The following is a 13621-nucleotide window of genomic DNA, read 5'->3' as shown; positions in this document are numbered from 1 at the left end:
GCGCAACTAACCGGTTTGAGGCCTTCAGGCCGGAGCCGCGTAACAAACCCATCATCGTCAACCCGCGGATCCCGTCCGTTCTGATCCCGCCATAGGAGCAATCGCCGTGCACAACCATTCTGATCATGACGACCATCAGCCAAAAGGCAGCCGGTTTTGGCTGCCGCTTTTGGTCTTCGCCGGAGCGATCGGGTTTCTTTTATTCTATGAACACCGCGCTCACATTCCCGCTGATGCGGTCTTCCTTGTTGGCTTCCTGCTTCTTTGCGGCGTGATGCACCTCTTCATGCACAGCTCAATGGGCGGACATGGAGGCCATGGCGGCCATGGCAATCACGAAGGCCAGAGCCCGTCCCAACTGGATGAGGATGATGACTGGAGGACACGGCGATGAGTGAGAGCATGGCCCATTCTGAATATGGTCTCTGGTTCCTGGTGATCCTGAACTCGGCCATCTTCATCATTTTCGCGTTTAGTTTCGCAAAGCCATCCAAGTCAAAAGACTGGACGTCATTTGGCGCCTTTAGCGGTTTTGTCATCGCCCTTTTTACCGAGATGTATGGTTTCCCACTTTCGATCTACTTTCTCTCGCCATGGCTAGAATCGCAGTTTCCCGACATCAATTGGTTCGCCCATGATTCCGGGCATTTCTGGGAGATGATTTTCGGCTGGCAGGGCAATCCACACTTTGGCCCATTCCACTTTGCAAGCCTCGGCTTCATTTTGCTGGGTTTTAGCGTTTTGTCATGGGGCTGGCCGATCCTGCACGGGGCGCTACGCAGCGGCAAGCTCGCCAAGACCGGCATTTATGCCCGCATGCGCCACCCGCAATATGCTGGATTTGTGTTGATCATGTTTGGCTTCTTGCTGCAATGGCCGACCATCCTGACCCTGATCATGTTCCCGGTTCTTGTCTTCATGTATGTCCGTCTCGCTCTGAAAGAGGAGAAGGACGCCGAAGCCGCATTCGGCGACGAGTATCGCGCCTACGCCGCGGTCACTCCGCGCTTCTGGCCGCGTTGGGGACGCTTAGAGACCCTCACGCAATCCCGCCCGAATGATTTGCCTTCCTAGCCCTTCTCATTCTTGCGATCCGCCGGACCAGGCGGATCGCGGAACTGAGGGATACCTAAACATTCAAGTTTACACTGCTACAGGCTCATCCAGCTTGAAGGAGGCAATATGCAGCACAAGAGCTTTGGCCTCGTTCTAGCCGGCGGCGGTGCGCGCGGGATGGCGCATGTTGGAGCCCTCAGAGCGCTCAACCATCTTGGATATTATCCAAGAGTTGTTGCTGGAGTTTCGATCGGCGCGCTCGTCGCTGCCACCTATTCGCTCAATCCGAACTGGTACCAGGACTTGAGAGAGATGGATGTATCGGGCTTCCCTCGCCTGCCAGCGTTCAAAACGCACGGCCTAAAGGAAAAGCTCAAAAGTTTCGTATTGGCTGGGCGTGATCTTAAGTCTCTAACCTTTGGCTGGGGTATTGGAGCGCACACCGTCGATTGGGGACGTTCGGTGATCGAAGATTTAACCCTTGGCAAAGACCTGCAGCAAGGCCGTGTGAAAACCCTGATTACGGCAACGGATATTCTGAGCGGTGAAAGGATCATTAAAACAAAGGGGCATGCCGTCGATGCGGTTTATGCCAGCTCGGCGATCGCCGGCATCTTACCACCTTTTGAAGACGGCAAGCATCTCCTGGTTGATGGCGGCTACTCTGATAGCTCACCCGTGGACATTGTGAGAAATGCAGGCGTGGATCATGTTATCACGCTCGATCCGGGTCAACGCATTAGCGATCATCCACCTCAAAATGGGCTGGATGTCTTCCTGCGCTCGATCGAAATCACTCATAAAGCCTTTTCGAGATCACGCTACGAACACGCTGATCTGGTGTTGACCCCGCATTACGACGCTCAGATCGGGTTGTTCGACTTTCAACACACTGGTCGCTGCATCGCTGCTGGAGCCAAAGCCGTTAAAAGCGCCGCACCTCAATTAAGGGAGCTTCTGGCGCCCGCTCAATCCGACGCCGAGATGTTATCCGCAGAATGAGCATCCCTTTATCCATCCCGCTCCTACCTGCGCCAGGGCAGCCAAGAAAGATCAGCTCATGACATATCTGGCCACACCTCAGAGCGCTGCGTCATCGCATCCCCCTGCCAGAGATTGGGTAAAGATATTAGCCGGCTATCGAGAGCCCTCGATGGTTCGAAGCCTGTTCGAACTGACTATTACAATGGTCCCTATTTTAATTCTTGCGGGCGCTGCGGTCTGGTCAACCAGCATTAATTATTGGCTTACCGTTTTGTTCAGCGCCGCAGCATCAGGATTTCTGGTTCGATTGTTCATGATCCAGCATGACTGCTCACATGGTGCATTTTTCAAATCGAAACGCGCCAATGATTGGACCGGGCGCGTCATCGGCGTTTTAACCCTGACGCCTTTCGACCTCTGGAAGCGATCGCATAATGTACATCACAGTTCGCAGGGAAACCTCGACCGGCGCGGCATTGGCGACATCATGACCCTGACCGTCGAAGAATACAATTCCCGCTCGTTTTCAGGCCGTCTCGCTTATCGGCTCTATCGCAATCCATTCGTCTTGTTTGGGGTCGGGCCAATTTTCATTTTCCTGTTTCACCATCGCCTCCCGATAGGCTTCTTGCGCGCTGGCATGAAGTATTGGCTCAGCGTGATGGGCACCAATATTGCAGTTGCTGCGCTTCTCATTGGAGGCATCGCCGCGGTCGGCTGGCTCCCCTTCCTGGTGGTATATCTACTGATTACAATGCTTGCCGCAATCATCGGTGTTTGGCTGTTCTATGTGCAGCACCAGTTTGAACAGACCGTCTGGGACGGCAATGACACCTGGCAACTCCATGAAGCTGCCCTCCATGGCAGCTCTTTCTATGATTTGCCTCAACCTTTGCGATGGTTGACGGCGAATATTGGCATCCATCATGTCCACCATCTCAATAGCCGTGTGCCGTTCTATCGTTTGCAGCAAGTCCTGCGCGACCACCCTCCTCTCGCAAGGATCGGCCGGATGACCCTTTTAGACAGCTTTAAAACCACACGGCTGAAACTCTGGGACACCAGCACTCGAAGGCTGGTCTCGTTCAAAACCGCGCGGGCCTTGTGCGGTGAGAAAGAGACGTTGCCAATGATACAATAGAATGACGACGAAGACCGACATCACGATTGTTGGCGCCGGCCCCTCGGGCCTTGTGTGCGCGACGGTTCTGGCGCGAGCCGGTCGCAAAGTGATCGTGCGCGAGTGGCATCGTGATGTCGGACACCGCTTTCATGGTGATTTTCAAGGTCTGGAAAACTGGACCGATCCACAAGACGTGCTCGAAGAGCTTGTCTCAGCCGGGATCAATATAAATTTTGAACACCGCGGCGTAAAGACAGGCATTGTCTTCGACAGCCAGGCCAAGTCTCATCGCGTGTATGGCGCGCGTCCATTATTCTACTTGCTGAGGCGAGGCCGCGCAGACGGCAGTTTGGACCGCGGACTTCTCGAACAGGCCGTCGCGGCTGGCGTGGAGGTTCGCTTCAATGACCGCGTAGCGCAAACATCAGGCGAGATGGTGCTTGCCGGCGGCCCTCGGCGCGCGGACATCATTGCTGTCGGAAAGATCTTCGATACAGAGATGGCCGATGGTGCCTGGCTCGCCCTGGACCCTGCGCTGGCGCCAAAAGGCTACGCCTATCTGCTTGTGCATCAGGGACGAGGCACTGTGGCAAGCTGCATGTTTACCGGCTTTCGCGACCAGGCATTACACCTTTCCGAGACGGTAGCGTTTTTCGAGCGTCATGCCGGACTGCGCATGCAGAACCCCCGGGCATTTGGCGGTTTCGGTAATACCCGCTTACCGCGAACAGCGCTGCAAGGCGGTTATCCCGTGATCGGTGAGCATGCCGGCTTCCAGGATGCGCTGGCCGGCTTCGGATTGCGCTATGCTATGCGCTCGGGTCGGTTGGCCGCTGAAAGCATAATTGGAGAAGCCAGCTATCGTCAGGCTTGGCGAAAAACGCTCCAGCCAACGCTTAGAACTGGCGTGGTCAATCGCTTCTTATTCAATATGGCTGGGCGTCGCGGAATTGATTTCATGGTTGGACATCTTGCCCGCACCGACACAGGCGAGGCCCTCCGGCGGGCATACCGCCCATCAGTTGTAAAACGTCTTCTATTTCCTCTGGCGCGGCGCCGTTTTCGAGCGCCGCTCGCAGACCCCAGCTGCACTCATGAAGATTGTAGCTGCATTTGGTGCGAGCATGGCGTCCACAATTAATCACCTAACGCTTGAGCGCAATTTTTATGGCACGCTGCCGACTGGGCCTGCACGATCGAATCAAGGTCTGCATATCTCACGAATGGCGACGCATTGAGCTGCTGTGTTATTTCGTCGAGCGTTGGACGTGGTATCCTATCATCCGTACGAGGGTCGTAAATCAGCAGCGCCTCACCAGAATATGCGACACGGTCCAGCGCCAGTCCGCGAAACGCTGGCTTGTCCCGCGCCCAAACGCCGAATGCCTGAACAGCGCGCTCGCGCTGCGGGCGGTAGAGCGCAAGAATTTCAGCTAATCCCTCATCCGCATTGAACTTCACGATGAACACGTAAGATTTGCCGGGATGAAGTTCAGCGCCGTCGGCAGGTCCGGCCACCAGATCAGCGCGTTGCAGCTCGCCTTGAGACTTGTTGGTCCCGCCACCCGCCGCTCCTAAAAGACTCAAGCCCGCAAGGGCAAACAGGCAAAGTACAAGAAAGACGATCAGGTGTGCGTTTTCAAATTGGTGTTTCATTGTCTGTCGCTCTTGGTGACAAGCGCTCCAAATCGGTTTTTCAAATCGAGATCGTCACTAAATCATTGGTCAGATAGACATAGTCTGGGACAGGCAGATTCAGCGGCGCCGGTCCTTTTCTGATCCGCCCAGAAATATCATAATGCGATCCGTGGCAGGGACAGTACCAGCCGCCATAGTCTCCGACCGCGCCCTGATTTGGACCAACCGGCACACAGCCAAGATGGGTACAGACGCCCGATGTAATCAATATAGCGGGGTTGAGCGTGCCATCGGGGCGGGGTCTTAAGCGGGCTTCATCCGTCTCGGGGTCCGGTAATCGCTCAATATTCACGCTATTGGCAGCGGCGATCTCCGCTTCGGTGCGGCGGCGAATAAAAAACGGCTTGCTGCCGATCAGAACCCGGATTTCACCGCCAACCGGTATTTTCGAAACGTCTACATCGAGCGAACTTGACGCACGTGTGTCGCTGGCGGGGTTCATCTGATCAACAAGCGGCCAGGCCGCTAAGCCTGCTCCAGCGGCAGCTGCGGCAGTCGTCGCAATAAAGATAAAATCACGTCGCTCTGGATCTGCGGGAACGGTGTCTGACATGAAATATACTCCCTGAAGCCTTCATCACTGGAACAGACGCTGGGCACACCTTTTTCATTACAGGACTTATTGCAGCCTGCTGTCCTTCATTGAAAATCTTGCCGCGCCCCATGATGGCTTTGGAGGGCATATGGGACGCGGCAAGTTCAGAACGAGATCGCACGAGAAGGGGGGGGGAGGGCATGATCGCGTTCTGGTTCATTGTTCGTCGCAGCGAACAATTTCTGGTCCGGGCCTTCGCAATGTAAGGGGGGGGGACGCACTGCGAGGGCCCGGGACCAAGGCGGCGGCGCTGAACAACAACGCCCGAAAACGCCTTATTCTGTGGCAGCCTCCTCCTTATCGCCCGTCATCATTGGGCAGTGCTCAGCTGGATCATGGCCCATGGCTTCATGCTTGGCCTGACAGTCTTCCGGAGACATTGGATGCTCGCCTGATGCGTCATGCATTTTATGGCCATCCGCGCCATGTTCCGTCATTTTGTCCATGTCCATCGCCATGCCGCCCTCGCCCATCATGGGTTTGTCGCTATCCATCATGTGATCGCCGCCATGGTCCATCATATGACCTTCAGCCATCTTATCTTCCATGTTGGCCATACAGCCCTCCATGCCCTCCATGCCTTCATGACCCGCCATGCAGGTTTTGGCCTCGGCGGCGTCTGCCTCTGCTTCAACGGCAGGTGTTTCGCTGTGATCGTGCGTCTTGTGGCCGTCTTGAGCCAAGGCCGTGGGCGACAAGGCAAAAATAGCGGCGGCGGTGATCAAGATTGGTTTCATGAGGGGCATCCTTTATATAATTATTCGAGCCCAAGGGTATTGGGCACTTGCAACGTATTACGCAGCACACAGGCGGCGCCCTCATAATCGGCTCCACTCTTTCAAGTGTTTCACCGGAGCCCTGGTTTGATTGTCAGCCCCCGCATTCTCGCAGCGCTCGTCATGGTCTTATGGGCCTCCTGCTATCCGCTCATCACGCTGGGGCTCGACTATGCGCCTCACCTGACCTTTGCAGCGCTACGCGCCATTCTGGCTGGTAGTATTTTAATAGGCGTCGCCGCTCTGCGCCGAGCCGCGTGGCCTCGCGGGTGGAGCGTTTGGGGCTGGATCACGCTTGCTGGCCTCGGAATGACCGGCATTGGCTACTTTGGCATGTTTCACGCCGCCGAGTTTGTGTCTCCCGGTCTTGCCACCGTGATCGAAAGCCTCCAGCCGCTGATCGCCGCTGTGCTTGCCGTCGTGTTTCTGCGCGAACGCCTTGGACCGATTGGCTGGTTTGGGCTTTGCCTCGGCGTCGGCGGCGTGGCGCTCATTGCGATACCGCGCGTCCTGGCCTCGGGCGGGGGATCAACAGCTTTCGGTCTGGTCCTGGTGATTACGGCGACCAGCGGCGTGGCGGTCGGCAATATCGCCATCAAGTCCTTAGCGACACGCATCGATGCGGCGATGGCGATGGGGTTGCAGCTTTTGATTGGAGCGATCCCGATCTCAATTTTAGCTTTCACGACCGAATCCCCAACAGCTATAGACTGGTCGCCGCAATTCATAATTTCACTTCTTAGCCTCGCCCTGCCCGGGACGGCGCTGGCCTATTGGTTATGGCAGGTGACGCTGCAGTCGCTGGATGTATCCAAGGCGGCTGCATTCAGTTTTCTCGTTCCGATCATTGGTGTTTCAGTTGGCGCGCTATTCTTCTCAGAGCCAATGACGATGAATGTTTTTGGCGGCGGCGCGCTCGCCGCCATCGGGGTCTATCTCGCATCGCGCCCAAGGTCGGAAACGTCGCCGCTAATGTCTGCCGAAAAAGAAGCCTAATCGAGCTTTTCGACCTGTTCCTGCAAGATTTTCCGGGCGCGATAAACCCGTGTTTCCACAGCCTTGATGGAGACACCAAGGATTTCGGCCACCTCACTTTGGGGCATGTCTTGTAGAACCTGCAGCGTAAAGGCCTGCCTCAGCTTATCTGGCAGCGCGTCCACCATTTTCGAGACACGGCTCAGCTCATCACGGTGTTCATAATCAGCTTGAACATTTTGCGAGTGGTCGGCGATATCCGGCCGATCCGGGCTCTCCAGAGGTGCCGCTTGAAAGAAAAAGCTTCGCACGGCGCGTTTGCGGCCATGATCACGAACTTTGTTGAGCGCAATGTGGTAGATCCAGGTCGAGAACTTCCGCGACGGGTCATATCGGTCAATCGAACGCCAGGCTGCGGTAAAGGCTTCCTGCAGCACATCATAGGCGTCTTCGTTGCCACGCATCGAGCGATGAACATAGCGGTAGAGCGGTTCCTTGTAACGGCGCATGAGCTCGGTGAAGGCGCGTTCCTCGCCCCCTGCTGCGGCTACAGCAAGCTCTGCATCTGTTCGCTCTGTGTTGTGCACGTGTATATGTCTAAAGCTCCGTCAGTGATCGAACGACTTCCGCGTCAAAGACGATCGCTTGTTCCTCAGTAAGGATCTCGCGCACCTCAAACACATGCTCGATAGTGACTTTTTGCAGCTCCCCCATGGCTGTGTGGAAATCATCGATCGCCGCCTGAACAGCGGGCGAATAGGATTTGTCGGCCTCCATAGCGCCAGCGAGTGCGAGGTTGGCCGCGCGAAGTTTTTGTTCCAGCTCAGCTTTTTTAGCCGCGAAACGGTGTTCGATTAGCTCGAGTTCTGCCCCCTGATCCGCTGAGAGATCCAAGTCGTGATGGACCAGCTCATGCAAACCGGAAGCGGTTTCAACCGGATGCGTCGCGGCCCAGTTTCCAGCGACAAACACGCCGGTCATGCCCGCGCACAGGGCTAGGAAAACGACAATAATCCAGTGTTCGAGTTTCATTACCCGTCTTACCTCAGAATCCCAGACGGGGCATATGGCGCATCAACAGAGAAGACCGAAAAATCACTCGATGATGACTGGCTGGGCGCCCCGAACAATCCGACCACAAGGCCGATTGCAACCGCAAGCGCAACCGCTGCGGTTCGGCTTACGGCCGGTGTCGCAAAAAGGCGTCCGTCTGTGGTAATTGCTGCGGGCGAAGCTGGGTGTCCGGCCGGGTTGCGCGCGTCAATTCGCTCCCAAACCTCGACTTCGAGATTGTGAAGGTCGCGATCAAGGGGCGCCGCCTTTAAATCTTTGATGAGCGCGTCTATGTCATTTTTCATGGCGCTCTCCTTTCGAGAAGCAAATTTAGGGAGGATTACGTATTGACTTATACGCAGCGGCTCTCGCGCTCCCTCAAAAAAACATTGATTAAAGTCAATATGCACCGATCGCGCGCCTGACAATGCCGATCTGCATGTGAGGGATGTTACCTGTCGACACGTAGAAATTGGCAACCTGATCGCATTTTCGCAAGAGACGCCAATGACGCAAGAACTGGACATCCCAAAACCAACCATCGCTCCAATCTGGCGGTTGGTACAGTTCCTGTTCGCCTACAGTCTGATTATCGCGGCCGCAAATCTGATTTGGGAAATCGCCCACGCGCCGCTTTACACGATCTGGATTGATGGAACACGTGCCGAGATCGCCTTCGCCATTGCTCACTGCACATTTGGCGATGTCCTAATCGCCGGGTCTTCGCTGTCGATCGCCTGGCTCATCGCGGGGCGCCGTGGATGGCCAGATAGACACTATTGGCGTGTTGCAGGTTTAAGCCTCCTGATTGGACTGACCTATACGGTGTTCAGCGAATGGCTGAATATTTCGATCCGCGAAAGCTGGGCCTATCGCGAAACAATGCCGACGATCGGACCGCTCAACACTGGGCTGTCGCCGCTCTTGCAGTGGCTAATCATCCCAAGTCTGACCTTTGCCTGGCTGAAAAGCGCGATGCGGCGGTGACGGGTCGCTAAAGTGTCGCACTCCATACCCCAAGGGGGCATAAGGGGTGACTGGTCTGGCCGCGTAACCATCCGACAAGGACGCCCATTCCTCCCCCAATATTCCAACGGCGTCCAACGCAAGAAGGAGAACATCATGCGTTTCAAACTCGCCGGACTGCTCATCGCGACAAGCAGCTTGATCGCGCCTGCCGCACTCGCAGACGTCTATAATCTGGAGATCGACCAATTTGAACGGACGGTCGATGGCAAGACGCTGACTGGCGTCAGCATTAACGGGACGAGCCCTGGCCCTCTATTGCGACTGCGTGAAGGCGAAGACGTCACCATCAATGTCACCAATACACTCGACGTAGATACCTCGCTTCACTGGCATGGGATTATCCTGGACGCTGGTATGGATGGCGTTCCGGGGATCAGTTTTGACGGCATCGCGCCGGGCGAGACCTACACTTATAACTTCACCGCCAATCAGTCAGGCACCTACTGGTACCATGGACACTCTGCCCTGCAGGAACAGGAGGGCGTCTTCGCGCCCATCATAATCGAACCGGCAAAGCCCGACCCCTTCGAGTATGATCGCGAGCATGTGATCATACTCGCCGATTGGCTAAATGACAGTCCCTACAAGGCGCTCGCCAATCTCAAGAAGCGCTCGAACTATTACAATTACAATCGCCGAACCGTTTTTGACCTCTGGCGCGACTGGAGAAATGCTGATCGCGGCGAAAAGACAGACGTCATCCAGGAGCGATTGGCGTGGGGCCGGATGCGCATGGATCCAACCGATATTGTCGACATTACCGGTTACTCGTTTCTGGTGAACGGTGAAACACCTGAAGATAATTGGAGCGGTCTTTTTGAAGCGGGCGAGAAAGTCCGTCTCCGGTTCATCAATGCTGCCGCGATGACCTATTTCGACGTCAAAATTCCGGGACTTAAAATGACAGTGGTCCAGGCCGATGGTCAGAACATCGAGCCAGTCTCGGTTGATGAGTTCCCGATCGCTATCGCTGAAACCTTCGACGTTATCGTCGAGCCTGAGGCAGGACAATCATATACGATCTTCGCCGCTGCAAAGGACCGCTCAGGATATGCCCGCGGCACACTCAGCGAGACACCCGGCGCCGAAGCGGCGATCCCGGAACTTGGGCCCCGGCCAGAGCTGACAATGGCAGCGATGGGAGAAGGCCATGCCAGCCACGGCGCGATGGCTGAAAGTGAAGCTGGCGGCATGGATGAGATGACCATGGATATGAGTGGAGACGCCCATCGCGGACATGGCGAAATGCTTGCGATGGAGCATGGACCGAAAGTTCTCTCCTATGACGATCTTCGCGCGCTTACCCCATATACGGACCGGCGCGCGCCAGACCGCGAGGTCGAGCTACGTCTCACCGGCAACATGGAACGATATTTCTGGTCGATTAATGACGTGAAGTTCGGTGACGCTGGCCCGCTCGAATTTAACTACGGCGAACGCGTTCGTATCACATTCAAGAACGAAACCATGATGGAGCACCCGATGCACCTGCATGGATTGTGGATGGATCTGGTGAATGGCGAGGGCGACATGGCACCCCGCAAGCACACGATCACCATCCGGCCAGGTGAAACCATCTCCGCCGATGTAACCGTCGATGCCACCGGATCCTGGGCCTTTCACTGCCACATTCTCCAGCACGCCGCGACCGGCATGTTCCGGCAAGTCAATGTCATTGGCGGCGTTCAATAACAAACACCCATAAGGATAAAACAGATGAAACCCAAAATCCTGATAGCGGGTGCGCTCGCTATGGCGACCGCCCTGCCCGCCCTCGCAGCTGAAGGTGATCCGGTCTACAATTACACGCTGATCGAAGCCGATATTGCTGAGATTGATGATGAAACCGTCGGCGCCTTTGATGCCCAAGGCTGGGTTGGCGGCGATTATAATCGCTTCTGGTGGAAGGCCGAAGGTGAATTTGCCGATGGCGACTTCGAGGACGCCGAGGTCCAGGCGCTGTATTCACGATACATTTCAAAATTCTGGGATGCCCAGATTGGTGTGCGCTACGACCTTGAGCCTAAAGGCGAGACCTATGGCGTTATAGGGCTGCAAGGACTTGCGCCCTATTTCTTCGAAGTTGATGCAGCTGCCTTTGTTTCTTCGAGCGGCGATGTCAGCGCCCGCTTTGAAGCGACTGGGGAACTTTTGTTCACGCAACGCCTGATCCTCGAACCCGGCATTGCGCTAGATTTCTATGCCGAAGACGATCCGTCCCGGCAGATTGGTTCGGGATTAGCGACGGCGGAATATAGCGCTCAATTGCGCTATGAATTCACCCGTGAATTCGCACCTTATGTCGAGCTTGCCTATGAAGAAGCCTATGGCGACACCGCTGACTTTCAACGATTGGAAACCGGCAGCGCGGATGACACCGTTTTTAAAGTCGGCTTGCGAACCATGTTCTAGCGATTCTTAGGAGGCAGCGTTTCTATTGGCGACTCCGGACCGGCAATCAATCAGCAGACGGAAGCTAAGGCCCGCATCGAAGGATGCGGGCCTTGACCTGAGCCCTTCGGCTCCCTCGTTTATTTCGAGAGTCTGACCCTTTCATAGTCCAAGGTTTGATGTCTGGCGAGCGCGCCGGGAGTGGAGCCCCCGACAAGCTCGAGCGACCGGCGCGCTGCGGGCGTCAGCCCGCCCAGCGATGAGTGAGGCCGGTGATGATTGTAATCGTGCCGCCAGCGCCCCAGTACCTTTCTGGCGTGGGAGAGACTGTCGAAGACTTCCTCGTTGAGGCATTCGTCACGGAGCTTGCCATTGAAGCTCTCGACGAAGCCGTTCTGCTGCGGCTTGCCCGGCGCGATGTAGTGCCAGGCGATGCCGGTCTCGTTCTGCCATTCCAGGATGGCGCGCGAGGTCAGCTCGGTCCCATAGCACATTGGGAACCGGCGTTTCGGAGGTCGTGACCGCCTGCTTGGCTTCGTCCATGCAGGCAGGCGGTCACGACCGGGCCTTCAGGTCTCTTACAGTGGTTTTGCCGACCACGACTGAAGAGAGGAGCCCAGCCATGACCAAGTCTGATACTACGCCAGTTCATCCCATTCTCGTAGCCATCGATATCGCCAAGCATCGCAACGAGGTGCTGATCGCCGAGCCGGGGCGCAAGCGCCGGCGGCGGATCACCGTTCGCAACATCAAGGAAGATCACGAGCGCCTCGTAGAGACGCTCACTGCTTACAATGCGCCCGTGGTCGTCGGCTTTGAGCCGACCGGCGACTATCACCGCCCGATCGCTTGGCGACTTCAGGAAGCGGGCTTTTCACTCAAGCTGATCTCGTCCTTGTCACTCGCCCGAACACGCGAAGCGATGCACAACTCCTGGGACAAGAACGATCCGAAGGACGCTCAGGTCATGCTGCATATGATGCAGACCGGACTGACCCAGACCTGGCACGATCCTTTGGTCCACGGCCTCAACGACCTGCAGGAGCTGTCGAAGACGCACGCCGTCATCTCACAGACCAAAACCGAGTTCTGGCATCGCCTCCGAACGCATTACCTGCCGCTCTATTTTCCGGAGGCTGAACGGTTCGCAGGCAACTCCCGCAGCGACTGGTTCCTCGCTTTCCTCGAGCAGTTTCCAACACCGGGATCGATCACCTGCATGCCTGAAGACACCTTTGCCGAAGCGGCCTGGGATGTGGTGGGCAGGAAGGTCTCGAAGCGTCGCTTGATCTCTGACATCTACGCGACAGCTGCAGATTCCATTGGGCTTCCGGTATCTATCGACTCACCTGCGATCGCCATGTTTCGGCTGGTCCTCGCTGAAGGGCGCAGTCTCGTGGCGCAACGCGACCAAATCGAACAACAAGCTGAAGACCTTCTCGGCGAGCATGAGGACTTCATCCGTTTAAAGACGATCCCTGGCGTTGGCCCGATCAACGCGTTGACCATTCTGGCCGAAGCGGGCGATCTGCGCCGGTTTCGGCACCACCGCCAGTTCCTGAAGTTCTGCGGGTTCAACCTGTCGACCCAGCAGTCGGGCGTCTTCCGCGGCCAGACGAAATTGTCGAAGTATGGCAACGCCAGGCTCAGGCGCACATTCTGGATGGCTGGCCAGGTCGCCATCCGGCAGCGCGAGAATGGCTTCCGCGACAAGTACGAACGCTACATCGCTCGCGATCACGCCGATCCCCATCTCAAGCGCAAGGCGTTCACCGCGATCGCCGCCAAGATGGCGCGCACCGCCCATGCCGTGATCAAGACCGAGACAGACTACCGCCCCTTCTTCGAAGGACGCGGTCCCAGGCGGAAGGACCCCGCTCTGCAAGTGCCGTTGAGGCGCGCCCACAGCGCGACCTCGTAGATAATGTTCGGGTCTTCTGC

At 56.4% G+C, this 13621-nt stretch carries 15 protein-coding genes and 2 pseudogenes; 10 read left to right on the top strand and 7 right to left on the bottom strand.

Annotation, left to right across the window (positions count from 1 at the left end; translation table 11 throughout):
- Positions 1-106: 106 nt before the first annotated feature.
- The 5 genes from HY36_RS07175 (at position 107) to HY36_RS07155 (ending at position 4304) form a co-directional block, all read left to right on the top strand.
- Positions 107-394, top strand: a complete 288-nt coding sequence (locus HY36_RS07175) for a DUF2933 domain-containing protein (RefSeq protein ID WP_051602594.1) — start codon at positions 107-109, stop codon at positions 392-394.
- Positions 391-1074, top strand: a complete 684-nt coding sequence (locus HY36_RS07170; RefSeq protein WP_035550538.1) for a methyltransferase family protein — start codon at positions 391-393, stop codon at positions 1072-1074. Before HY36_RS07175 ends, HY36_RS07170 begins: the two co-directional genes overlap by 4 nt.
- Positions 1075-1182: 108 nt before the next feature.
- Positions 1183-2058, top strand: a complete 876-nt coding sequence (locus tag HY36_RS07165) for a patatin-like phospholipase family protein (protein WP_035550535.1) — start codon at positions 1183-1185, stop codon at positions 2056-2058.
- A gap of 58 nt (positions 2059-2116) precedes the next feature.
- Complete coding sequence (locus HY36_RS07160; protein ID WP_081806087.1) at positions 2117-3181, top strand: fatty acid desaturase; 1065 nt, start codon at positions 2117-2119, stop codon at positions 3179-3181.
- Between the two features lies 1 nt (position 3182).
- Positions 3183-4304, top strand: coding sequence for an NAD(P)/FAD-dependent oxidoreductase (locus HY36_RS07155; protein WP_035550533.1), 1122 nt, complete (start codon positions 3183-3185; stop codon positions 4302-4304).
- Here HY36_RS07155 and HY36_RS07150 read toward each other — a convergent pair.
- The 3 genes from HY36_RS07150 to HY36_RS07140 all read right to left on the bottom strand — a co-directional run bounded on the left by HY36_RS07150 (position 4301) and on the right by HY36_RS07140 (position 6193).
- Positions 4301-4819, bottom strand: a complete 519-nt coding sequence (locus tag HY36_RS07150) for a hypothetical protein (protein ID WP_035550530.1) — start codon at positions 4817-4819, stop codon at positions 4301-4303. The genes HY36_RS07155 and HY36_RS07150 overlap by 4 nt on opposite strands.
- Before the next feature lie 40 nt (positions 4820-4859).
- Positions 4860-5414 carry a ubiquinol-cytochrome c reductase iron-sulfur subunit gene (gene petA / locus HY36_RS07145; protein ID WP_035550527.1) on the bottom strand — a complete coding sequence of 185 codons (555 nt, stop codon included), beginning with the start codon at positions 5412-5414 and terminating at the stop codon, positions 4860-4862.
- 317 nt (positions 5415-5731) lie between these two features.
- Positions 5732-6193 carry a hypothetical protein gene (locus HY36_RS07140; protein WP_035550524.1) on the bottom strand — a complete coding sequence of 154 codons (462 nt, stop codon included), beginning with the start codon at positions 6191-6193 and terminating at the stop codon, positions 5732-5734.
- Between the two features lie 105 nt (positions 6194-6298).
- Here HY36_RS07140 and HY36_RS07135 point away from each other — a divergent pair, with 105 nt between their 5' ends.
- A complete protein-coding gene (locus HY36_RS07135) occupies positions 6299-7228 on the top strand; it encodes a DMT family transporter (RefSeq protein ID WP_276325152.1) in 930 nt (309 codons plus the stop codon).
- Here HY36_RS07135 and HY36_RS07130 read toward each other — a convergent pair.
- From HY36_RS07130 to HY36_RS07120, 3 genes are read right to left on the bottom strand one after another with little or no spacing between them, the layout of a single operon-like run.
- Positions 7225-7794 carry an RNA polymerase sigma factor gene (locus tag HY36_RS07130; protein WP_035550522.1) on the bottom strand — a complete coding sequence of 190 codons (570 nt, stop codon included), beginning with the start codon at positions 7792-7794 and terminating at the stop codon, positions 7225-7227. The two genes, HY36_RS07135 and HY36_RS07130, sit on opposite strands and share 4 nt — an antisense overlap.
- Before the next feature lie 10 nt (positions 7795-7804).
- Positions 7805-8239, bottom strand: coding sequence for a Spy/CpxP family protein refolding chaperone (locus HY36_RS07125; RefSeq protein ID WP_035550520.1), 435 nt, complete (start codon positions 8237-8239; stop codon positions 7805-7807).
- A gap of 8 nt (positions 8240-8247) precedes the next feature.
- A complete protein-coding gene (locus HY36_RS07120) occupies positions 8248-8565 on the bottom strand; it encodes a hypothetical protein (protein WP_035550516.1) in 318 nt (105 codons plus the stop codon).
- 202 nt (positions 8566-8767) lie between these two features.
- On the opposite strand from HY36_RS07120, the gene HY36_RS07115 reads away from it, so the two are divergent.
- The 3 genes from HY36_RS07115 (at position 8768) to HY36_RS07105 (ending at position 11701) form a co-directional block, all read left to right on the top strand.
- Positions 8768-9247 carry a hypothetical protein gene (locus tag HY36_RS07115; protein WP_035550514.1) on the top strand — a complete coding sequence of 160 codons (480 nt, stop codon included), beginning with the start codon at positions 8768-8770 and terminating at the stop codon, positions 9245-9247.
- A 135-nt stretch (positions 9248-9382) separates the two neighbouring features.
- Positions 9383-10981 carry a copper resistance system multicopper oxidase gene (locus HY36_RS07110; RefSeq protein ID WP_035550511.1) on the top strand — a complete coding sequence of 533 codons (1599 nt, stop codon included), beginning with the start codon at positions 9383-9385 and terminating at the stop codon, positions 10979-10981.
- Between the two features lie 24 nt (positions 10982-11005).
- Complete coding sequence (locus HY36_RS07105) at positions 11006-11701, top strand: copper resistance protein B (protein ID WP_051602592.1); 696 nt, start codon at positions 11006-11008, stop codon at positions 11699-11701.
- 119 nt (positions 11702-11820) lie between these two features.
- On the opposite strand, the pseudogene HY36_RS07100 reads toward HY36_RS07105, so the two are convergent.
- A pseudogene (locus HY36_RS07100) lies at positions 11821-12165 on the bottom strand (integrase core domain-containing protein); the annotation flags it as partial.
- Positions 12166-12302: 137 nt separating this feature from the next.
- Here HY36_RS07100 and HY36_RS07095 point away from each other — a divergent pair.
- Positions 12303-13575, top strand: a pseudogene (locus HY36_RS07095) (IS110 family transposase).
- Positions 13576-13621 lie beyond the last annotated feature (46 nt).

This window comes from Hyphomonas atlantica corrig. (assembly GCF_000682715.1).
In the GTDB taxonomy this organism is placed as follows: Bacteria; Pseudomonadota; Alphaproteobacteria; order Caulobacterales; family Hyphomonadaceae; genus Hyphomonas; species Hyphomonas atlantica.
This window is presented reverse-complemented; position numbering and strand designations above follow the sequence as displayed.

Excerpts from the sequence above, each read along its gene's own strand:
- HY36_RS07170 (WP_035550538.1), top strand. The coding sequence starts at position 391 with ATGAGTGAGAGCATGGCCCATTCTGAATATGGTCTCTGGTTCCTGGTG.
- HY36_RS07165 (WP_035550535.1), top strand. The coding sequence starts at position 1,183 with ATGCAGCACAAGAGCTTTGGCCTCGTTCTAGCCGGCGGCGGTGCGCGC.
- HY36_RS07160 (WP_081806087.1), top strand. The coding sequence starts at position 2,117 with ATGACATATCTGGCCACACCTCAGAGCGCTGCGTCATCGCATCCCCCT.
- HY36_RS07155 (WP_035550533.1), top strand. The coding sequence starts at position 3,183 with ATGACGACGAAGACCGACATCACGATTGTTGGCGCCGGCCCCTCGGGC.
- HY36_RS07150 (WP_035550530.1), bottom strand. The coding sequence starts at position 4,819 with ATGAAACACCAATTTGAAAACGCACACCTGATCGTCTTTCTTGTACTT.
- petA (WP_035550527.1), bottom strand. The coding sequence starts at position 5,414 with ATGTCAGACACCGTTCCCGCAGATCCAGAGCGACGTGATTTTATCTTT.
- HY36_RS07140 (WP_035550524.1), bottom strand. The coding sequence starts at position 6,193 with ATGAAACCAATCTTGATCACCGCCGCCGCTATTTTTGCCTTGTCGCCC.
- HY36_RS07125 (WP_035550520.1), bottom strand. The coding sequence starts at position 8,239 with ATGAAACTCGAACACTGGATTATTGTCGTTTTCCTAGCCCTGTGCGCG.
- HY36_RS07120 (WP_035550516.1), bottom strand. The coding sequence starts at position 8,565 with ATGAAAAATGACATAGACGCGCTCATCAAAGATTTAAAGGCGGCGCCC.
- HY36_RS07115 (WP_035550514.1), top strand. The coding sequence starts at position 8,768 with ATGACGCAAGAACTGGACATCCCAAAACCAACCATCGCTCCAATCTGG.
- HY36_RS07110 (WP_035550511.1), top strand. The coding sequence starts at position 9,383 with ATGCGTTTCAAACTCGCCGGACTGCTCATCGCGACAAGCAGCTTGATC.
- HY36_RS07105 (WP_051602592.1), top strand. The coding sequence starts at position 11,006 with ATGAAACCCAAAATCCTGATAGCGGGTGCGCTCGCTATGGCGACCGCC.